This is a genomic window from Paraburkholderia sp. 2C (genome assembly GCF_054589215.1).
On record NZ_BAAILL010000012.1, the window covers coordinates 55,173 to 76,602 of the forward strand.

General features: G+C 64.3%; 17 protein-coding genes. 12 read left to right on the forward strand and 5 right to left on the reverse strand.

Annotated features, from left to right (window positions below; genetic code table 11):
* Positions 1-4 precede the first annotated feature (4 nt).
* Positions 5-2,392, reverse strand: coding sequence for a tetratricopeptide repeat protein (locus tag ACYPXD_RS02560; RefSeq protein WP_459707101.1), 2,388 nt, complete (start codon positions 2,390-2,392; stop codon positions 5-7).
* 181 nt (positions 2,393-2,573) lie between these two features.
* Positions 2,574-3,509 (reverse strand): LysR family transcriptional regulator, encoded by a 936-nt coding sequence (locus tag ACYPXD_RS02565; protein ID WP_459707103.1) that lies wholly within the window; start codon positions 3,507-3,509, stop codon positions 2,574-2,576.
* Positions 3,510-3,665: 156 nt separating this feature from the next.
* Between ACYPXD_RS02565 and leuC the strand changes: the two genes are divergently transcribed.
* The 10 genes from leuC to ACYPXD_RS02615 all read left to right on the forward strand — a co-directional run bounded on the left by leuC (position 3,666) and on the right by ACYPXD_RS02615 (position 14,245).
* Positions 3,666-5,093, forward strand: coding sequence for a 3-isopropylmalate dehydratase large subunit (gene leuC / locus ACYPXD_RS02570; protein ID WP_459707105.1), 1,428 nt, complete (start codon positions 3,666-3,668; stop codon positions 5,091-5,093).
* A 1-nt stretch (position 5,094) separates the two neighbouring features.
* On the forward strand, positions 5,095-5,754 hold the full coding sequence (gene leuD, locus ACYPXD_RS02575; RefSeq protein ID WP_459707107.1) for a 3-isopropylmalate dehydratase small subunit: 660 nt from the start codon (positions 5,095-5,097) through the stop codon (positions 5,752-5,754).
* 68 nt (positions 5,755-5,822) lie between these two features.
* Complete coding sequence (locus tag ACYPXD_RS02580; protein ID WP_459707109.1) at positions 5,823-6,842, forward strand: 4-hydroxythreonine-4-phosphate dehydrogenase PdxA; 1,020 nt, start codon at positions 5,823-5,825, stop codon at positions 6,840-6,842.
* A 126-nt stretch (positions 6,843-6,968) separates the two neighbouring features.
* Entirely contained in the window at positions 6,969-7,856 is an 888-nt protein-coding gene (locus ACYPXD_RS02585; protein WP_459707111.1) for an alpha/beta fold hydrolase, read from the forward strand.
* A gap of 147 nt (positions 7,857-8,003) precedes the next feature.
* Positions 8,004-9,329 carry an MFS transporter gene (locus tag ACYPXD_RS02590; protein WP_459707114.1) on the forward strand — a complete coding sequence of 442 codons (1,326 nt, stop codon included), beginning with the start codon at positions 8,004-8,006 and terminating at the stop codon, positions 9,327-9,329.
* Between the two features lie 266 nt (positions 9,330-9,595).
* Positions 9,596-10,684, forward strand: a complete 1,089-nt coding sequence (locus ACYPXD_RS02595; RefSeq protein WP_459707116.1) for a porin — start codon at positions 9,596-9,598, stop codon at positions 10,682-10,684.
* A 136-nt stretch (positions 10,685-10,820) separates the two neighbouring features.
* Entirely contained in the window at positions 10,821-11,954 is a 1,134-nt protein-coding gene (gene ribBA / locus ACYPXD_RS02600) for a bifunctional 3,4-dihydroxy-2-butanone-4-phosphate synthase/GTP cyclohydrolase II (protein ID WP_459707118.1), read from the forward strand.
* Between the two features lie 86 nt (positions 11,955-12,040).
* Complete coding sequence (gene ribH / locus ACYPXD_RS02605) at positions 12,041-12,565, forward strand: 6,7-dimethyl-8-ribityllumazine synthase (protein WP_459707120.1); 525 nt, start codon at positions 12,041-12,043, stop codon at positions 12,563-12,565.
* Entirely contained in the window at positions 12,562-12,999 is a 438-nt protein-coding gene (gene nusB, locus ACYPXD_RS02610; protein ID WP_459707122.1) for a transcription antitermination factor NusB, read from the forward strand. Before ribH ends, nusB begins: the two co-directional genes overlap by 4 nt.
* 40 nt (positions 13,000-13,039) lie before the next feature.
* Positions 13,040-14,245, forward strand: coding sequence for a pyridoxal phosphate-dependent aminotransferase (locus tag ACYPXD_RS02615; RefSeq protein WP_459707124.1), 1,206 nt, complete (start codon positions 13,040-13,042; stop codon positions 14,243-14,245).
* A gap of 178 nt (positions 14,246-14,423) precedes the next feature.
* On the opposite strand, the gene ACYPXD_RS02620 is transcribed toward ACYPXD_RS02615, so the two are convergent.
* Positions 14,424-15,638, reverse strand: coding sequence for a transglycosylase SLT domain-containing protein (locus ACYPXD_RS02620; protein ID WP_459707126.1), 1,215 nt, complete (start codon positions 15,636-15,638; stop codon positions 14,424-14,426).
* 661 nt (positions 15,639-16,299) lie between these two features.
* On the opposite strand from ACYPXD_RS02620, the gene ACYPXD_RS02625 reads away from it, so the two are divergent.
* Positions 16,300-17,877 carry a UbiD family decarboxylase gene (locus ACYPXD_RS02625; protein WP_459707128.1) on the forward strand — a complete coding sequence of 526 codons (1,578 nt, stop codon included), beginning with the start codon at positions 16,300-16,302 and terminating at the stop codon, positions 17,875-17,877.
* 83 nt (positions 17,878-17,960) lie between these two features.
* Positions 17,961-18,668, forward strand: coding sequence for a LysE family translocator (locus ACYPXD_RS02630; RefSeq protein WP_459707130.1), 708 nt, complete (start codon positions 17,961-17,963; stop codon positions 18,666-18,668).
* On the opposite strand, the gene ACYPXD_RS02635 is transcribed toward ACYPXD_RS02630, so the two are convergent.
* Both ACYPXD_RS02635 and ACYPXD_RS02640 read right to left on the reverse strand, forming a co-directional pair.
* Entirely contained in the window at positions 18,665-19,630 is a 966-nt protein-coding gene (locus tag ACYPXD_RS02635) for a threo-3-hydroxy-L-aspartate ammonia-lyase (protein WP_459707132.1), read from the reverse strand. The genes ACYPXD_RS02630 and ACYPXD_RS02635 overlap by 4 nt on opposite strands.
* A 232-nt stretch (positions 19,631-19,862) precedes the next feature.
* Complete coding sequence (locus tag ACYPXD_RS02640) at positions 19,863-20,162, reverse strand: hypothetical protein (RefSeq protein WP_459707134.1); 300 nt, start codon at positions 20,160-20,162, stop codon at positions 19,863-19,865.
* Positions 20,163-21,430 lie beyond the last annotated feature (1,268 nt).

The window sequence follows — 21,430 nt, forward strand, 5'->3', positions numbered from 1 at the left end:
ACATTCACATAACAGCGTCGCACCAGCGTTCCCATGCGCTGCGATACGCGGCTTCGACTTGTACCGCGAAGCGCGCGCCGTCCATCAGCGGCGAAGCGGCGAGGCGCGCACGTAAGCCCTCGCGCACATGCGCGACATGCGGCAAGTCGCGCGCGAGCCGCAGCGCAATCTCGACGAACTGCGCGTCGCTGTGCGCGACGAGTTCGGCAAGGTCGAGGTTCATCGACTGGCTCAGGCCCGCGCGTCCGACGGCCGTCGCACCGACGCGCGTGACCACCGGCACGCCCATCCAGCTCGCGTCGAGGCTCGTCGTATGGCCGTTGTAGGGAAACGTGTCGAGGCCGATATCGATCTCCTGATAGGTGCGCAGATAGTCGGCGCGCGACTGGAACTTAACGAAGCGCACCCGCTCGCTGCCGATGCCATGCGACGCGAGCCGCTCGACGAGCCGCGTACGCGGGGAGCCTTGCGGCGCCATCAGCAGCAAGCGCGCGTTGCCGGCTTCGTGCAGCACGCCACGCCACATCTGCAGCGTGCGGTCGGTCAGCTTGCACGGATTGTTCAGGCATCCGAATGTCACGAAGCCGTTGTCGAAGGCGGGCAGCGCGTTGACGGCCGGCATGTCGGCCGGCTTGATCGACGCGGCCAGCGGGTCGTAGCACCAGAACGAGTCCGCCAGACGAATCGACTGCTCGCTGTAGTGGCGATCGCTGCCCGGCGGGTCGAGCCACGGATCGGTCAGCCGGTAGTCGATCGCATCGATGCCGGTCGTGCCCGGATAGGCAAGCCACGCGATCTGCACCGGCGCCGGCTTGCGCGCGAACAGCAACGGACGCGCGTCGGACATATGCATCGTCAGGTCGAGCAGGATATCGATGCGGTCGCTTCTGATCTGCTGCGCGAGCTGGTCGTCGTCGAGTGTGCGCACGTCGCGCCATGCGTCGGCATGGCTTTTGACGCGTTCGGTTACTTCGTCAGGCCGCGCGACGCTCGAATAGCAGTAGATGTCGAAGCGCGCATGGTCGTGGTGCGACAGCAGCGGCATCATGAAGAGCGCCTGGCAGTGGTTCCGAAAATCGGGCGAAACGTAGCCGATGCGCAGGCGTCGTGCGCGCTCCTGGCTGCCTGGCCGCGCATGCGGCTCGCGCGCGGCGCGGTAACGCGCTTCGTGCCGCGCGGACCAGCGGCGGCATTCGTCGAACGGCGTTTCGGGGTCTTCGGCGCTGAACGTCAACGCATACGCAAGATTGCTGTGCGCGACCAGGTTGTGCGGATCGCACCTCAGCGCTTCGCGGTAACAGGCGAGGCCCTCTTCGATGCGGCCGGCGTCTTTCAATACCGTGCCGAGATTGTTGTGCGTGACCGCGTGATAGGGATCGATTTCGCGCGCACGGCGCAGGCGCGTTTCGGCTTCGTCGATACGACCGAGCGTGCGCATCAGTGTGGCCGCGTTGTTGTGCGCGGCGACGAGATTGGGGCGTAGTGCGATGGCTTGATCGAATGCTTCGGCGGCGCGTGGCGCGTCGCCAAGCTCCTTGAACACGTTGCCGAGATTGTTATACGCGTCGGCGTGCGCGGGGTTCAATGCAATTGCGTGTTGATAGAACGATGACGCTTCGTGCGTTTTGCCCAGCGCATGCAGCGCGTTGCCGAGGTTGTACGCGGCCTCGGGGAAACCAGCGTCGAGTTCGAGCACGCGCGCAAGAAGCGTCGCGGCGGTCGTGTAATCGCGGCGCGCCATCAGCGCGACGCCGAGGTTCAGCAATGCGTAAGGCGAAGCCGGCGCGGCATCGACCGCCGCTTCGAGCAAAGGAATCGCGGCGTCGATGCGTCCGCGCGCCTGCAGCAGCGTGCCGAGGTTCGTCAGCGCGTTCGCGTCGCGCGGTGCGACGGCGAGTGCGCGACGATAGGCGTGTTCCGCGTCGTCGAGCGCATGTTGCTGGCGATAGCTGTTGCCGAGATTGTTCAGCGCATCGATATGCGTCGGGTCGAGTTCGACGGCACGCGAGTAGGCGTCGATTGCGCGAGGATAGTCCGCGAGCGCCTGGCGCGCCGTGCCCATCGCAAACAGCAGGTCGGCCGACGGCGCGTCGAGCGTCAGCACGCGTTCGTAGGCGCGCACCGCGTCGGCAAAACGTTGCGCGGCCGCGAGCACCTGGCCGCGTGCGAAATGCAGGCGCGCGACGTCGGGCGCGTGAACGATCGCGTCGTCGAGCCACGCGAGCGCGGCATCGTAGGCGCCGCATTGCAGTTCGAGTACGCCGAGCCGCAGCAGGATGTCGGCGTCGGCGGCCCGGACCGCAAGAATGCGTTGATAAAGATCACGCGCCGCGGCGAAATCGCCTGCGACGTGCCGCTCCCTTGCCAACGCGAAAGTTTGATCGACCTCCATGGTGCGCCCCGTTGAATCGCGCGACGAAATTGCGCGTGTGTTTGCGTGCGTGCGCGATCATATCGCGGCATTGACGATGGACGGTGACAACACGCCACGCAAGAGCTTACGGATAGCCATCAAACGATAACCGACACCGGGCTTTGCGCGACCGTGCGCCATCCGGACTGCTGCGGCCTGACTAATCGCCGCGCGCCATCCACGTCTGCGCCTCTGCCATCTGGTCCACGGCAAGACCGAACCATTCGACCAGAAAGTCGACGAACGCGACGACCTTGGCCGATACGTTGAGCCGTTCGCCATACACCGCATGCACATCGGCGCCCGGCAGCGACCATTCGGGCAGCACGAGCTGCAATGCGCCGGAACGCAAATGCGGGTACACGTCCCATTCGGAGCGCATCAGCACGCCGTGACCGTCGAGCGCCCAGACCAGCGCGGTTTCGCCGTCATTGCTGCTGAGCGCGCCGCGCACCTTGATCGTTTCGTGCTTGCGGCCGCGGCGCAGATGCCAGGTGCCGTAGGCGGCGTCGTTTTCGCGCAGCACGATGCATTGGTGGCCGTGCAGATCGCGCGGCGTGGCCGGCATACCGGCGCGCGCGAGATAAGCCGGCGATGCGCACAGGAAGCGCCGGTTCGGCGCGATCTTGCGCGCGACGAGCCGCGAATCGGGCACCTCGCCGAACCAGATGCCGACGTCGTACGCTTCATCGGCAAGCCGGATCGAACGGTCGGTCAGCGTGAGCTGCACCTCGACTTCAGCGAAGCGCCGCGCGAACTCGGACACCGCGGGCGCGATATGACGCCGGCCGAAGCCGAACGTCGCATTCACGCGCAACAGCCCCTTCGGTACGGCGCGTGCGCTCGACACCATGCGGTCGAGCTCCTCGAACTCGAGCAGCAGACGCGCGCCATGCGACAGATACAGTTCGCCTTCCTGCGTGACGCTGATGCGCCGCGTCGTGCGATTCAGCAGCCGCACGCCGAGGCGCGTTTCCATGCGCGCGAGGCGCGCGGTCACGGCGGGCGGCGTGACGCCAAGCTCGCGCGCCAGCGCGGACAGGCTGCCGTGCTTGACGAGTTGCACAAAGAACGCGAGATCGGAGATCGAATCCACTTACCGGCCCACTTATAAATTGAAGTTAAAAATAGATTAAAGAAGAATGCATTATATGCGCCGACCATCTGTATAGACTATCCCCCGTAACGAAGCTGTCAGCGTCGTTACGCCAATAAAAGCTCTCTACTTCGGCCCCCTACCATTGGAGGAGATGTGCCGCGCACGTTGTATCAGAAGCTCGTCGAGTCACACACCGTGGCCCGTCTCGACGCGGAGCACGTCCTGCTTTACGCGGACCTGCACATCATGAATGAGTACACCAGCCCGCAGGCGTTCAACGGCCTTGTCGAACGCGGTATCGGCGTGCTGCGGCCGAAACAGCAAATGGGGGTCGTCGATCACGTGATTCCGACGAAACCCGATCCGGTCGGCAAGCGAGTGATCGCCATCGACGCGGCCTCGCGTCAGGCCGCCAATTTCACGCGCAATTGCACGCGCTACGGCATCAAGCTGTTCGACGTCAACGATCCGCTGCAAGGCATCGAGCACGTCGTCGCGCCCGAATCCGGCCTGATTCGCCCCGGCATGGTCGTGCTGTGCGGCGATAGCCATACCACCACGTACGGCGCGTTCGGCGCGCTCGGCTTCGGCATCGGCACCTCGGAAATCGAGCACGTGCTGGCCACGCAGACGCTGTCGTACCGCGTGGCGCGCACGATGCGCATTCATATCGACGGCCTGCTGCCCGCCGGCACCACATCGAAAGACCTCGTGCTGCGCGTGATTGCGAAGATCAGCGCGCAAGGCGCGCGCGGCTACGCGGTCGAATACACGGGCGAAGCGATTCGCGCGATGTCGATCGAAGCGCGCATGACGCTATGCAATATGACCGTCGAAGCCGGCGCGCGCGCGTCGCTCGTCGAACCCGACGACGCGACCTTCGCGTATCTGCGCGCCCATCGCGGCAACCTGAGCCAAGCGCAAATGGAAGAGGCGATCGCGGCATGGCGGTCGCTGCGTTCGGACGCGGACGCGCAGTTCGACAGCACCGTCACGATCGCGGCTGCCGAGGTCGCACCGTACGTGACGTGGGGCACGAGCCCCGACCAGGCGATTCCGGTGGACGGCGTGATTCCGGCGCCGGCCGACGGCGCCGATCACATCGTCAGCGCGGCAACCGCGCGCGCGCTCGACTACATCGGCCTCGCCGCCGGTTCGAAGATCGAAGGCACGCCGATCGACCGCGTGTTTATCGGCTCGTGCACGAACGGCCGCATCGAAGACCTGCGCGCCGTCGCCGCGATGCTGCGCGACGGTATGCGCGTCGCGCCGACCGTGCGCGCGATGATCGTGCCGGGCTCGGGTGCGGTGCGTCAGCAAGCGGAGCAGGAAGGCCTGTCGGAGATTTTCATCAAGGCCGGCTTCGAATGGCGCCAGCCCGGCTGCTCGATGTGTCTCGCGATGAACGACGACGTGTTGCGTCCGGGCGAGCGCTGCGCATCGACCACAAACCGCAATTTCGAGGGCCGCCAGGGCCGCGACAGCCGCACGCATCTGATGAGCCCGGCGATGGCGGCGGCCGCGGCGATCGCGGGCCGCATTACCGATATCCGCCATTGGCAGCAACAGGGGGAGCACTAACGTGCCTGATTACTCGCGCATAGAAGGCGTCGCAGCCCCGCTGCCGATCGCGAACCTCGACACCGACCAGATCATGCCGAAGCAGTTTCTGCTCGGCACTGACAAATCGGGCCTCGCCGCGGGCCTGCTGTACGACTTGCGCTTTGCGCCGGACGGCAGCAAGCGCGCCGATTTCGTGCTCAATACGCCCGCGTACGCCGCGGCGAAGGTACTCGTCGGCGGACCGAATTTCGGTTGCGGCTCGAGCCGCGAACATGCGGTGTGGGGCTTGCTGCAAAGCGGCATCGAAGCCGTGCTCGCGCCGAGCTACGGCGAAATTTTCTACTACAACGCGGCGAACAACCGGCTGCTCGCGATCGTGCTGAAGCCCGAGGAAATCGACGAGATCACCGCCGAAGTGTCGAACGCGGCGACCAATGCGATCGAAATCGACGTGGCCGCGCAACGCGTGCGCACCGCCTCGGGCCGCACGTACGCGTTCAGAATGGACGAGCGCCATCGTCAGATGTTCCTCGAAGGGCTCGACGTGCTCGGCGCGTCGCTGAAGATGCTGCCGCAGATCGAAGCGTTCGAGCAGCGGCATCGCGCGGAAAATCCGTGGGCGGTCGTGCTGCCGCTGCCGGACAGCGATGGCGCAAATGCTGCTGCGGCGCACGCGTAGGCCATTTCACCGGCCGCCCCGGCGCCTGCCGTTTTCAATCAACTAGAACCAGTATGGAGAACCTCGCAATGAAACCCCTGATCGGCCTGATGCTCGGCGACGTCACTGGAATCGGCCCGGAGCTGATCGTCAAGCTGCTGTCGCTGCCCGAGACGCGCCAGAAGGCGAACGTCGTGATCATCGGCGACGAGCGTGTGCTCGAACTCGGCATGAAGGACGCCGGCCAGCGCATTCCGTACGTGAAGATCGCGAATGTGAAAGAGGCGGTGCACGACGCGGCCGCAGTGCCGCTCATCGATCTGCGCAATATCGACCCGGCCCTGTACGGGCGCGGTCAGCTGAACGCCGAATCGGGCCGCCTCACCGGCGAGACGCTGAAGATCATGACGGACCTCGCGCTGGCCGGCGAGCTCGACGGCATCTGCTTCGCGCCGCTGAACAAGGCGGCCCTGCATCGCGGCGGCTGGAACTACCACGACGAGCACCAGATGTTCGCCGCCTGGACGAAGCATGAAGGCTACTTCGGCGAAGTCAACATCATTCCGCAGTTCTCGACGTTTCGCGTGACGTCGCACGTCGCGCTGCGTCAGGCCGTCGATATGGTGAAGCCCGATCGTATCGAAGGCGCGCTCACGCTCGCCCACGACACGATGCGCGCCTTCGGCAAGAGCGCGCCGCGTATCGGCGTCGCGGCGCTCAATCCGCACGGCGGCGAAAACGGTCTGTTCGGCGACGAGGAAATCAAGATCATTCGCCCGACGCTCGAAGCGCTGCGCGCGAAGGGTCTGGCGAGCGAAGGCCCGTTTCCTTCGGATACCGTATTTATCAAGGCACGCCGCGGCGACTTCGACGCAGTCGTGATCATGTACCACGACCAGGGGCAGATCGCGACCAAGCTGCTCGGCTTTTCGCAGGGCGTGACGCTGACGGGCGGACTGAAAACCGTCTATGCCACGCCGGCGCATGGCGTCGCCTACGACATCGTCGGTCAAGGCACCGCGGACGTCGGCGCGACCGCCGCCGCGTTCGACGTCGCGACCCGCACCGCCGCCGCCCGCAAGACCGCGCGTGAAGCGCTCGCGCATTGAGGGTCGCCGCAGCACGGCAATCGGCAGCACCCGCATCGACACCGCTGCGCCGCCCGGAGACGGCGCGCAGCGGCACGCAACAACTGAACCGCAACAATATAAACACGCTTTAGCCTGGAGTCAGCCATGCCCATGTTTGAGAATTTCACAAAAACCACGATCAAGACGAACGGCGCCGAGATAGTGACGGTCAAAGGCGGCGAAGGCCCGCCGCTACTGCTGATGCACGGCAACCCGTTCAACCATCTGTCGTGGCACAAGATCGCACCGCGGCTGGCCAGGGAATTCACTGTCGTCTGTACCGACCTGCGCGGCTATGGCGATAGCTCGAAGCCGCCCGGCGGTGGCGATCACTCGAACTACTCGTTCCGCGCGATGGCGCAGGATCAGGTGGAAGTGATGGAAACGCTCGGCTTCACGAAGTTCTACGCGGCAGGCCACGATCGCGGCGCGCGCGTGCTGCACCGGATGTGCCTCGACCATCCGACCAAGGTGACGAAGGCCGGCTTTATGGACATGCTGCCGCAGCACCATCTGCTGAACAACGTGACGCGCCAGTGGGGCAAGTTCTCGTGGCACTGGTTCTTTATGGTGCAGGACTATCCGACGCCGGAAACGATGATGGGCGCGGACCCGGAGTTCTTTATCCGCCGCAAGCTGTCGAAGACCGACCAGGGCACGAGCTTCTTCGGCCCCGAAGCGCTGCAGGACTACATCCGCTGCATCAAGAACCCGGCAGTGATCCACGCGATGTGCGAGGACTATCGCGCAACCTTCGGGGTCGACCTCGACATGGATACCGCCGACTACGACGCGGGCAAACGCGTGACCACGCCTTCGCTGATTCTGTGGGGCGCGAAAGGCGGGGTCGGGCGCAATCACAACGCGGCCGAAGTATGGGGCCGCTACGCGACGAACATCGTCAAGACCGCGACGGTGCCGTCGGGCCACTATCTGCAGGAAGAGTGTCCCGACGAAACCTATGAAGTGCTGTCGAGCTTCTTCCGCGGTTGATACGCAAAACTGCGCGCAAACCGAGCGCCGCCGGGTAACCGGCAAACCTTCTCGCAGCAGCGCGCGCGGCGCTGCATCCGCTGCACGTTGACTGGCAGCGCCGCGCACCTTAGCACCTCTTTCTTATAACAACGAATGGAGGAAGACATGTCCCCTTCGCAGCCAACGCGAAGCAGGGCGAGGATCACGTTCATCCTGCTTTGCCTCATGGCCTTCATCATGTACGTCGACCGCACGAATATTTCGGTCGCGGCGCCCGTGATGAGCAAGGAACTTGGGTTCAACAACACCCATCTCGGCTTTATCTTTTCCGCTTTCGCGATCGCCTATAGCTGCTTCATGATTCCGGGCGGCTGGCACAGCGACCGCATCGGCGCTCGCAAAGGCCTGTTGCTGTACGGCTCGCTATGGGCAATCGCGACGATCATCACCGGTATGGTCGGCAGTCTGGTCGCGCTGATCGCCGCGCGGTTTTTTGTCGGCGTCGGCGAAGCGCCAATCTATCCGACCGCCGCGCGGATGATCGCCCGCGTGATTCCCGAAGACCGCCGCGGCTCAGCACAAGGCGCGATGCACGCAACCGGCCGTATTGCGAATGCGCTCGCGCCGCTGATCGTCACGGGTCTTATCGTCGCGTTTTCGTGGCGCTTCACGTTCATTATTCTCGGCGGCATCACGCTTGTTTATATGGTCGTGATGTATGTGGGCCTGAACGAGGCGAAAAAGCACAGCGACGATGTGCAAAGCCATACCGCTCAGGCTCAGACGGCAGCAGCGATACACACGCCTCAGCGCAAACCGCTCGACTGGCGCGACATGATCCGCCGCGTGTGGCCCGCTACCGCCGCGTGCTTCTGTCACGGCTGGGTGCTGTGGTTCTTCCTGAACTGGATCCCGTCGTTTTTCTCGCAGCGCTACGGCATGAAGCTCTCGCATAACGCGATCTTCTCCGCGCTCGTGCTACTGGGCGGTTCGCTCGGTACGTTCGCGGGCGGCATGCTGACCGACTGGCGCTTCAAACGCACCGGCAACCGGCTGCGCGCGCGCCGCGAAGTGATTATCGTCGGCTTCCTTTCGTCGATCATCTTCCTGATTCCACTGCTGCTGACGCACGACGTCACGATCAGTTCGGCGTGCCTCGGGCTGGCGTTCTTCTGCTCGGAACTCGCAGACTCGCCGCTCTGGGTGGTCGGCACGGAAGTCTCGCGCGAACACTCCGCCACGTCGAGCGCGTGCACCTTCACGGGCATGGCGCTGGCGGGCGCGGTATCGCCGGTCGTCGTGGGCATGCTGCTCGATGTGTCGCACGGTAGATGGGCAGTCGCGTTCGCCGCGTCGATCGTCGTGCTGCTGCTCGGCCCGCTCTTTACGCTGAAGATCCGGCTCGACGACGATCTGCCGCCCTCTTCCGGCAAAGCCAGGGAAAAGGCGACCGCAGCGGGACCGAATCTGGCGCACGCACCGTCCCGTTAGTTAGCGCGATGCCGCAAGCGTGAACGCGGCGGCCACGCACGGCATTCACGCGGTCAATTAGTTTCAAAGCAGCTTTAAAACGCGCTTCAAAGCGCTTCAACCCCGAAAGCGCCGATCCGGATGCGCAACGACCCGCGCATACCGGACTGAAACATCGAAATGGATGGGGCGCTCTCACGCCCGTACTCAGTATCACTAATTAATGATCGACGCGCGACGTGGCTATTCCGCGAGGTGGCCGTCGGTCGACTAAATGAGGAAACGAGATGAGCATTGGAGGAGCAGCAATCAGGATCAGGCCGCTTTTATTCGGCGTGCTGGCAACGTCGTTGAGCGCGAGCGCTTACGCGCAGTCGAGCGTGACGCTGTACGGCATCGCCGATGCCGGCCTGGAATTTCTCACCGGCGCGCCCAACGCGCAGGGCAAAGCATCGCATCTGCTGCGCGAGGAGTCGGGCGGCGTGAAGAGCAGCCGGATCGGCTTGAAGGGGGCGGAAGATCTCGGCGGCGGGCTGAAGGCAATCTTCCAGCTCGAAGGCGGCATCGACATCACGAAGGGCAAGTCGCTGCAGAGCGGACGGCTGTTCGGCCGGCAGGCTTACGTGGGACTGAGCAGCCGCTACGGCGCGCTCACCTTCGGCCGGCAGCGCGTGCCGATGTACGACTTCTCGGTGCGTTACGATCCGCTCGACTACAACATCTATGGCCTGAAGCAGACCGACGGGCAATTCACGGGCCGGGCCGACAACTCGGTCAAATATCGAGGCAGTGTCGGCCCGGTCAGTTACGAGGCGCTCTACAGCACGGGCTACGACGCGACGATTCCGGACGGCGGCCAGGTGCCCGGCGCATTCAAGGTTGGGCGCGAAATCGGCGCAGCCGTTCAATATGCGAGCGGGCCGTTCTCGGCGATGGTGACCTACGATCTGCGCAACGGCACGTCGATCGCGACGCAGTCCGGCAAGGAGCAGCACCTGGCGGCGGCGGCGACGTACACGATCGGCAAGGCCAAGGCGTACCTCGGCTACCGGTGGCTGAGCAGCACGCTGCCGCTCGATTCGACCACCCAGGGGCATGCGAACGAGTTCTGGACCGGCCTCGAGTACCGGGTGTCCGTGCCGCTCTCGATTGCCGGCGCGGTCTTCTGGACCGACATCACATCGGCGAGCCAGCGGCCGATCTATCTGGCCGCGACCGCCAAATACGCATTGTCGAAGAGCACGACGCTGTATACCGAACTCGGGTACGTGAAGAACAGCAACGGCTCGAACCTCGGTCTGAACGGCTACGACACCGACGTCGTCGCCGGCCACAACCAGACGGGCGTGATGCTCGGCGTGATCCACTACTTCTAGGCGCATGGGCGGCGCGGCCCGCCCCGCCTTACGCGGGGGGCCGCCGCCGTCCCACCACAGCCTTGTTCCATCCCGACGGGCGACTTGGCGGGCCGCGTGGCGTAAAATACGCGTCTTTCCCGAATCGCTCGCCATCATGACGCTCGCCTCCACCCCCGAGATCATCGCCGAACTCAAAGCCGGCCGGATGGTGATTCTCGTCGACGAAGAAGACCGCGAAAACGAGGGCGACCTCGTGATCGCCGCGGAATTCATCACGCCGGAAGCGATCAATTTCATGGCCCGCTACGGCCGCGGCCTGATCTGTCTGACGCTGACGCAGGAACGCTGCAAGCAGTTGAACCTGCCGCTCATGACGTACCGCAACGGCACGCAGTACGGCACCGCGTTCACGGTCAGCATCGAGGCGGCCGAAGGCGTGACCACCGGCATCTCGGCCGCGGACCGCGCCCGCACGATCGCCGCGGCGGTCGCGCACGACGCGCGCCCCGAGCACATCGTGCAGCCGGGCCATGTGTTCCCGATCATGGCGCAGCCGGGCGGCGTGCTCATGCGCGCGGGCCACACCGAGGCCGGCTGCGACCTCACCGCGCTCGCGGGGCTCACGCCCGCCGCGGTGATCTGCGAAATCATCAAGGACGACGGCACGATGGCGCGGCTGCCGGACCTGGTCGAGTTCGCGCACGAGCATGGCCTCAAGATCGGCACGATTGCCGATCTCATCCACTATCGCAGCCGCACCGAATCAATCGTCGAACGCGTGGCGGAACGCACGATGCAAACCGCGCATGGCGCGTTCCGCGCGGTCATGTATCTCGACCAGCCGAGCGGCCAGCCGCATATCGCACTCGTGCGCGGCACGCCCTCGCCCGATCGCGACACGCCGGTGCGCGTGCACGAGCCGCTGTCGGTGCTCGATCTGCTCGAAGTCGGCTCGTCGTGCACGCACTCGTGGACGCTCGACGCGGCAATCCAGGAAATCGCGGCGCGCGATATCGGCGTGATCGTCATGCTGAACTGCGGCGACTCGAAGGAACATCTGGTCGACCTGTTCAAGGCGTTCGACCAGCAGGACAAGGCCGAGGCATTAAAACGCCGCCCGGTCGACTTCAAGACCTACGGAATCGGCGCGCAGATTTTGCGCGAACTGGGCGTGGGCAAGATGCAGGTGCTGTCGAATCCGCGCAAGCTCGGCAGCATGTCCGGTTATGGGCTCGAAGTCACCGGCTTCGTGCCCATGCCGGGCGTCGCGGCCGAAAAGCCGTGCTAGCAGCCGTCGTGTTCGATGGTTTAACACCTGCATGACCCGCGCGTCAGTCAGTATGCTGCGCTCACCCTACACTTCACGGACCTGATATGGAAATCGGACAATACCAACCGAATCTCGACGGCGACGGGCTGCGCATCGGCATCGTGCAGTCGCGTTTCAACGAACCCGTGTGCAACGGCCTCGCCGACGCCTGCATCGAAGAGCTCGAACGCCTCGGCGTCACCGGTGAGGACGTGCTGCTCGTCACTGTGCCGGGCGCGCTCGAAATCCCGCTCGCGCTGCAAAAGCTCGCGGAAAGCGGCCAGTTCGATGCGCTGATCGCGGTCGGCGCGGTGATTCGCGGCGAGACGTACCACTTCGAACTCGTGTCGAACGAAAACGGCGCGGGCATCTCGCGCGTCGGCCTCGACTTCGGTATTCCGATTGCCAACGCGGTGCTCACCACCGAAACCGACGAGCAGGCCGTCGCGCGCATGACCGAAAAGGGTCGCGACGCGGCGCGCGTGGCCGTCGAAATGGCGAATCTCGCGGTCGCGCTCGAGCAACTCGACGGCGACGACGACGAAGAAGACGAAGAAGAAGACGTGGGTGACGAAGAGGATCGGGCATGAAGAGCGCACGCCGACGTTCGCGCGAACTGGCCACGCAAGGGCTTTATCAGTGGCTGCTGTCGGGTGCGCCCGGCAGCGAGATCGATGCGCAGCTGCGTGGCGCGCAGGGTTTCGACAAAGCCGACCTCGACCACCTGAATGCGCTGCTGCATGGCGTGATTCGCGAGGCCGACGATCTGTCGGCCGCTATCACGCCCTGCCTCGACCGGCCGATCGATCAGCTGTCGCCGGTCGAGCGGTCGGTGCTGCTCGTGGCGGCGTATGAGTTCAAGCATCACGTCGATATTCCGTATCGCGTCGTGATCAATGAGGCGGTCGAGCTCGCCAAGACATTCGGCGGGTCCGATGGCTACAAGTACGTGAACGGCGTGCTCGACAAGCTCGCCGTGCAGTTGCGCGAAGCCGAGACGCAGTCCGCGGGGCGCAAGCGCTGAACACGCGCGATTCAGACAGGACTCGAACGGAATTCATCGAATGAACAGCGTGAGCGAACCGCTAATCCATCTGGCCGCGCGCGTCGATGCGATCCAGCCGTTCCATGTGATGGAAATGATGAAAGAGGCCGCGCTACTCGAACGCGCCGGCCGCGACATCATTCATATGAGCATCGGCCAGCCCGATTTCACGGCGCCGCAAGCCGTGCTCGATGCGGCCGCGAATGCGCTCAAGCGTGGCGACATGCATTACACGAGCGCGCTCGGCATCGAGCCGCTGCGTAAAGCGATCGCCGGCCACTACCGGCATGCGTATGGGCTCGACGTCGATCCCGCACGGATCGTCGTGACGGCCGGCGCTTCGGCGGCGCTGCTGCTCGCGTGCACGGCGCTCATCGATCGCGATGACGAAGTGCTGATGCCCGACCCGTGCTATCCGTGCAACCGCCACTTCGTGACCGCGGCCGAAGGCAAGCCGGTGCTCGTGCCGAGCGGTCCCGCCGAACGATTCCAGTTGACCGCCGACGATGTCGAACGCCTGTGGACCGCGCGCACGCGCGGCGTGCTGCTCGCGTCGCCGTCGAACCCCACCGGCACGTCGATCGCGCCGGACGAACTGAAGCGCATCGTGGCAGCCGTGCGCGCACGCGGCGGCTTCACGGTCGTCGACGAGATCTACCAAGGGCTCAGCTATGACGCGCCGCCCGTATCCGCGGTGTCGTACGGCGAGGATGTGATCACCGTCAACAGCTTTTCGAAGTACTTCAACATGACGGGCTGGCGGCTCGGCTGGCTCGTCGTGCCGCCGTCGCTCGTCGGCGCGTTCGAGAAACTGTCGCAGAACCTGTTTATTTGCGCGTCCGCCCTTGCGCAGCACGCCGCGCTCGCGTGTTTCGAGCCGCAGACGCTGGCGATCTACGAAATGCGCCGGCTCGAGTTCAAGCGCCGCCGCGACTATCTCGTGCCGGCGCTCGAATCGCTCGGCTTCAAGGTGCCGGTGATGCCCGATGGCGCGTTCTACGTCTATGCCGATTGCCGGAACGTGCCGCATGCGGCGGCCGGCGACAGCACGACGTTGGCGAATGCGATGCTGCACGATGCGGGCGTCGTGATGGTGCCGGGCATGGACTTCGGGTCGGCCGCGCCGCAACATTATGTGCGCGTGTCGTATGCGACCGCTTATGCGAGGCTCGAAGAGGCGATCGAGCGTCTGCGCGGCGTGTTTGGCCACCGCGAGGCGCCCTGAAGCGATCGACTGCCTTTGCTGCGGTTTGAGCGGCGTTCACGGAACGGCCCGCTCGTTGACCTGACCTGACCTGACCTGACCTGATCGGACGCGGACGTGCACGAAAAAGCCCCTGTTGGTCGATGACCGACAGGGGCTTTGCTTGTATCCAGCTTGTATCCAGTGTGCTTCGGGCGAATCAGGCGCCGAGTTGATCCGATGCCGCGATATGCTGCTTCTGCGCAGCGGCGCTCGCATCATCCTGCGCGGACCCGCCGCTCGGCGTGCCGGTCGGCTTGACCGCGGCAATCGCATGGCCGCCGTCGAGCGTCACTTGCACACGCTTGCCGGTGCTGCTGTTCGCCGCCGCCTGCTGCTGCGTGGACGCCGTGACCGTCGCGGGCGCCTGCGGCGCGTTGATCGGCACCTTGCGGCCGCGGGCGACGTCGCGCAGACGCGAGCGCTCCGCCATCACCTTCGCGCCGTAGCCGCCGTCGTCCTGGGTCGACGAGCCGACGTACAGGCGCAGGCCGCCAGGCAGCGAACCGCCGCGCGCGATGCAGTCCTTCAGCACCAGCGCACCGACCTTGATGTTCGCGAGCGGCTCGAGCGCAGCGCTCTGGCCGCCGAAGTAGCGGAATTTGTCCGAGTGGACCGTGGACATCACCTGCATCAGGCCCTTCGCTCCGACGCCGCTTTCCGCGTAAGGGTTGAAGCCCGATTCGATCGCCATCACAGCGAGCAGCAGCAGCGGGTCGAGGCCGACCTCGTGCCCCGTGTCGAACGCAGCCTTGACGAGTTCGCTGACAGGCTCCTGGGCGACGCGATAGCGGCGTGCGAGGAACGTCGCAACGAGATCCTGCTCACGCGACGACACGAGCACGCGGTCGTCGCGCGCATCGGCGCTCACGCGCTGCGACGGAATCAGATTGGCAATCGACGCGACGCTCGGCAGCGTGCGCGGATCGAGACCATTGAGCGCCGACGACGAACCGGCGCTACCGCTGCTCGACGTATTGTTCAGACCGGTGCCCAGATCGAGCGGGTTGTCGAAGCCGTTGACGCCGGTCAGCGCGACCGCTTGCGACTCGCTACCGTTGTTGCTCGACAGCGTGTCGTCGGCGGACGAGCCGGACGCGCCGTTGCGAGCGCCGGGCGGCGCGAAAGACGGCAGCGGATTGCCCTGCAGCAGACGCACGGGGCCCGCCTCCACCGCCTTCGACAGCACCGGCATCAGCTTCGCGGCCAGCGTGCCGCGCCACGTCGGCATCAGCCACAGCGCAAGCGCCAGCACCACGGCGATACCGCCCACTACGCTAAACAAATGATGACTCAGACGGGTCCCGCGACGTAAAACAGCGCGTACAGCTTGTGCGGCTCGCTCGTCGGGACGCCACGTTAACCAGGCGTTCATTCAGATCTCCCATGTTGCATGACGCCGCGCACCCCGCCGATGAACCGGCTTCGGACACCTGTCCGCGGAATCAAGACGCCGCGCGCTCTGGTTAAGGCGGCTGCGGCGCCGGGAAACAGCACAGAACGGCAAAAAATACCGTTCGGGGAGCCCAAATTTCAAAAACGGTCCGACGGCATGCTGTAAAGCATGCACACGGCGGCTCCCACACGAAAAAACCAGCGACGAATTGCGCTGGCGGAGACAACTTAAACCGTCAATGCCGTGCAAGGGGCGGCAAAAGCGACGCGTTGCGTCTGAAGGACAGGGGGACGGTGGTAAAAACTATCAAGCCTTGCAACCAATGCAGCGGATTCTAGAGCACCGTTTTATAGATCGTCAACACTATAAAACTCCAAAGTTATAACCAATTGTAATGATGAACGGCGTTCAGTCGGTCAAGAACCGCGCAGCATGCGCCTTTCGGGCCATATGACTTTCTTCGCTTCAGCGTGCGTCAAGTAACGCATGTAAAATCGACAATCGAAAGGACGCCGCGTTCCAGCATATTTGTTGCATTTTGTTGCTGTTTGCTTTCGTTGCCGTCAGCCTCGCGGATCCGGCGGCGTCCATCTCCTGATCACGGCCGTGTCACCGGGCCACGACCTTCGCACCGGACCCAATGAAATATAAAGACCTGCGCGACTTCGCCGGACGTCTCGAATCGTTAGGCGAACTGCGCCGCATCGCGCAACCCGTCTCGCCTGTTCTTGAAATGACCGAGCTGTGCGACCGTGTGCTGCGCGCCGGCGGCCCGGCGCTGCTGTTCGAATCGAAAGCGACGCACGCGTTTGCGGTGCTCGGCAACCTGTTCGGCACGCCGCGCCGCGTCGCGCTCGGTATGGGCATCGATACGGCTGAACAGAACGGCGCCGACGGCGAACGCGCGGCGCTGGAGTCGCTGCGCGACGTCGGGCGGCTCCTGTCCGCGCTGAAGGAGCCGGAGCCGCCGAAGGGTCTCAAGGACGCCGGCAAGCTGCTGTCGCTCGCAAAGGCGGTCTGGGACATGGCGCCGAAGACGGTCAGCGCGCCGCCATGTCAGGAGATTGTCTGGGAAGGCAACGACGTCGATCTCGCGAAGCTGCCGATCCAGACCTGCTGGCCCGGCGACGCGGGACCGCTGATTACCTGGGGACTCACCGTCACGCGCGGGCCCAACAAGACGCGGCAGAACCTCGGCATCTACCGGCAGCAGGTGATCGGCCGCAACAAGGTCATCATGCGCTGGCTCGCGCATCGTGGCGGCGCGCTCGATTTCCGCGAATTCGCGCTGCGCAATCCGGGGCAGCCGTACCCGGTGGCGGTCGTGCTCGGCGCGGACCCCGCGACCGCGCTCGGCGCCGTCACGCCGGTGCCCGACACGCTGTCCGAATACCAGTTTGCGGGGCTGCTGCGCGGCGGCCGCACCGAGCTGGCGAAATGCCTGACGCCCGGTGTCGATACGCTGCAGGTGCCGGCACGCGCCGAAATCGTACTCGAGGGCTTTATCCATCCGCAGCAGGGCGAGCCGGCTGCAGCGCCGGCCGGCGCGCCGCCGCGTCCGTCGAAAGGTCCGTCCGCCGCATATGAACATGCGCTCGAGGGTCCTTATGGCGACCACACCGGCTACTACAACGAACAGGAGTGGTTTCCGGTATTCACGATCGAGCGGATCACCATGCGGCGCGATGCGATCTACCACTCGACGTATACAGGCAAACCACCGGACGAGCCGGCCGTGCTCGGCGTCGCGCTCAACGAAGTATTCGTGCCGCTGCTGCAGAAGCAATTCAGCGAGATCACCGATTTCTATCTGCCGCCCGAGGGATGCAGCTACCGGATGGCGATCGTGCAGATGAAGAAGAGCTACCCCGGCCATGCGAAGCGGGTCATGTTTGGCGTCTGGAGCTTTTTGCGGCAGTTCATGTATACGAAGTTCATCGTGGTGGTCGACGAGGACGTGAATATCCGCGACTGGAAGGAAGTGATCTGGGCGATCACGACCCGTATCGATCCGTCGCGCGACACGGTGCTGGTCGATCAGACGCCGATCGATTACCTCGATTTCGCCTCGCCCGTTGCCGGGCTCGGCTCGAAGATGGGGCTCGACGCGACCAACAAGTGGCCCGGCGAAACCGACCGCGAATGGGGCCGGCCGATCACGATGGATAGCGCTGTCAAAGCGCGCGTCGATCAGCTCTGGAAGACGCTCGGTCTCTAAACACAAGCATCGCGTGATTGATCGCAGCATGCGCGCGCGCATCGTTTCAACTATAAGAAGTCGGACTCAGGGAAGTAGCGCGGATGCACTCGTTGTCGCTGTTGTCGGATGGTTTTTTTCTGTCGCTGTCGTTGTGCCTCGATATCGGCCTCGTCAATGTCGCGATTATTTCGCTGACGCTGTCGCACGGCTTCAGGCCCGGGTTCTGGCTTGGCCTCGGTTCGTGTTTCGGCGATCTTGTCTATGCGGCGCTCGCGCTGGCGGGCATGGCCGCGTTGCTGCAATTCGACGCGGTGCGGTGGGCTGTCTGGATCGGCGGCGCCGCGATCCTGCTTTATCTGACGTGGAAAATGGCGCGCGAGGCGCTGTTTCCGGCGGCGGCGCCTGTTAAAGACAAAGATAAAAGCAAAGCCGAGGGCGACGCCGATGCGGCCGCGCCGCGTCTGAACCCGTGGCGCGGTTTTGCGCGCGGCGTGCTGCTCGCGGTGTCGTCGCCGAGCGCGATTCTGTGGTTCGCCGCCGTCGGCGGCGCGCTGATCGCGAAAGCCGGTGCGACGTCCGCCAGCACCGCGCCGGTGTTCCTCGGCGGCTTCTTTGCGGGCGGCCTCGTGTGGACGCTATTTATCTGCTCGCTCGCGAGCCACGGACGCAAACGCGCGGGCCACGGACTGTTGCGCGCGTGCCATGTGCTGTCGGCACTGCTTTTCGCGTATTTTTCGTACAGCGTGATCGTGAACGGCTATCACGACCTGATCGTGCCGACGGCGCACGCGGCAAATCAAACGAGTTAAGCGAGAAACTCCGCGAGACGCGCGAGATCGACGTTGCCGCCGCTAATCACAACACCGACGCGCTTGCCCTCCACCGGCACGATGCCGTTCAGCACCGCCGCGGCGCCGAGACACCCGGTCGGCTCGACGACGATCTTCATGCGCTGCGCGAAGAAACGCATCGCGTCGATCAGTTGCGGATCGCTGACCGTCACGATCTGCGCGACGTGACGCTGGATGATCGGGAAGTTGTAGTGGCCGACATGCGTGGGCGCCGCGCCATCCGCGATCGTGTGCGGCACGTCGATCGTGACGATCTCGCCGCGCGCGAGCGACTGTTGCGCGTCGTTGCCGGCCTCCGGCTCGACGCCAATCACACGGCACTCGGGGCTCAGCGCGGCCGCCGCCAATGCGCTGCCGCCGATCAGCCCGCCGCCGCCCAGACACACGAACAGCAGATCGAGCGGCCCCGTCTCCTCGATCAGTTCCTTCACCGCCGTGCCTTGCCCTGCGATCACATGCGGATGATCGTAAGGCGGAATCAGCGTCATGCCGCGCTCCTTCGCGAGCCGCGCCCCGATCTCCTCGCGGTTTTCCTTGTAGCGGTCATAGGTGATCACTTCGCCGCCGTAGCCTTTGGTCGCGGCGACTTTCGCGGCCGGCGCGTCGTGCGGCATGATGATCGTCGCGTGAATGCCGGCCAGCCGCGCGGACAGCGCGATAGCCTGCGCGTGATTGCCCGATGAAAACGTCAGCACGCCGGCTTTGCGCTGCTCGCTGTCGAAATGCGAGATCGCGTTGAAGGCGCCGCGAAACTTGAACGCGCCCATGCGCTGGAAGTTCTCGCACTTGAAGAAGATCGATGCGCCGGTGCGCTCGTTGGCCGTCGTCGAGGTGAGAACGGGGGTGCGGTGTGCGAAGCCGTCGATGCGCTGGGCGGCATCGACGACGTCGTCATAAGTGGGAGCAGGCAGCGAGGACATCGACGGAGAACTCCAAAGCATTGGAAAGCGCCTATTTTCCCAGCTTCTGCACACAAATAACAAACGGCGCAACCGGGCGATCAAACCCGCGTTGCGCCGTTATCTGCGTTATCTGTTTAGCCGCTCGCTGCCTGCCGGAGACAGACGGAAAAAATGCTCGCAGCTTCCACCGCGCGAGCCGCGAAGCCGCTCGCGCTTCACTTCGCGCGCTTCACCTCTTGACCGGCCTCAATCAATGCCGGTAGTAACCGTGCCCGTAGTATCCGTGGCGATAGTACGGGCCACCGCGGTAGTAGCCGCGATATCCGTAGTAACCGCCCACCACGACCGGCGGTGCGTAGACGACCGGCGGCGGCGCATAGACAACCGGCGGCGGCGGCGGATAGTATGCCGGCGCCGGTGCAGCATAGACCGGGTACGCGGGCGCCACCGGCACACCGATGCCGATACCGACGGACACATGCGCTTGTGCTGCGGTGGTCAAGCCAACTCCGAGCGCGGCGGCGACGACAAACGGGACGATCTTCTTCATTTGTTTTCTCCAGAGCGGCACATCATGCCCGTGTGCCGCATAACGACATCCTTGATACCTAATCTAACGAAAAAGGCACCAGGTCGCCGTTTGCATTTGTTGCAAATTGCATCTGATACCGGTGCGGCGTTTCATGTAGTGCACCGTACATAAATTTGAAGTTGGCGCCGGCCTTCCAAAATCAAGGGGTTGCGTGCGTGGTTACGCGGGTGCGGCGGTCTTTACCGGTCTGCAAAGAAAGCGGCACCGCGTGCCGGTAATCTTTGATTACAAATTCGCTGCAGACGACACTGCGGGCCCGCCGATGGACGCGGCGCAGCGCATGTATCGAGACGTCGACGCCGGAAAAGAAAATGCCCGGCGCGAGCCGGGCATGCGTGTGATTCGGTACTGCGGCGCGCTGCGAAACACGGAGTGCAAGCGCGGGCTAGGCGGGCGATCAGCCGACCTTCACGTAGGTGAATTCGCGGGTGACGCTGGGCGGCACATACGCGCCACTAATCTTCACGCGAGGCGTTAGCCGCTTTCTCTGATCCCACCAGCGGCGCCGCTGGGAGTGGGTCAAGAACCGCAAGTGCTTTCGGTAGGAAAAGATGCTCATTGCGACCTCCGGAATCTGACTTCAAACCAGGGAAAAGCCAACGGGACTGCCATTTCTTGCTGCGTGGCCGTGAAGCAGTTTTCGCGCCTGCATCTTTCGCGCCACCATTGCTCTGTACAAATGTCTTTTTAACCGGCTTGGTGCGCTGTTTCGGTACGTCAGCGAACACAGCGCGTCGCACCTCGACTTCATCCGCCAGATCGATTCAACCGTTGCCGCTGTTGCCGCACTGCTCTACTGTTGCGATTCATCAGCTTTAATGCGCACTTCCTGCGCGATCGGCCCATTTAAAGCGCCATTTGAACCACTTTACCTGTTTGGCGCTAAACCGGCAGATACCACCGGAAATGCCTGATAGATGGAAAGAAGCGACTCAAAGGGCACTGCGCGTTTTGCGCTTCTGTGGCCGCGCCGACGTTCGATAACGCGATCGGCCGCTCGTGGCGGAAAAGCAACTACGATGGTGGATGCGTACTGCGCGGACGGGCCGCCAGCCGGAAAATGAAGGGTTGCCTAACCACGCAGCGCGCGCGGCATCCGATGCAGGGGCGTGTCCGGGCGTATGCCGGGCGGGGCGCCGCACAGTGCAGGCGTTCAGTAAGCCGTGATAATGTGACGACCGGCGCGCGGCGCGATCCGCCGCGCGCGAGGCCGGGCCCCACCGACG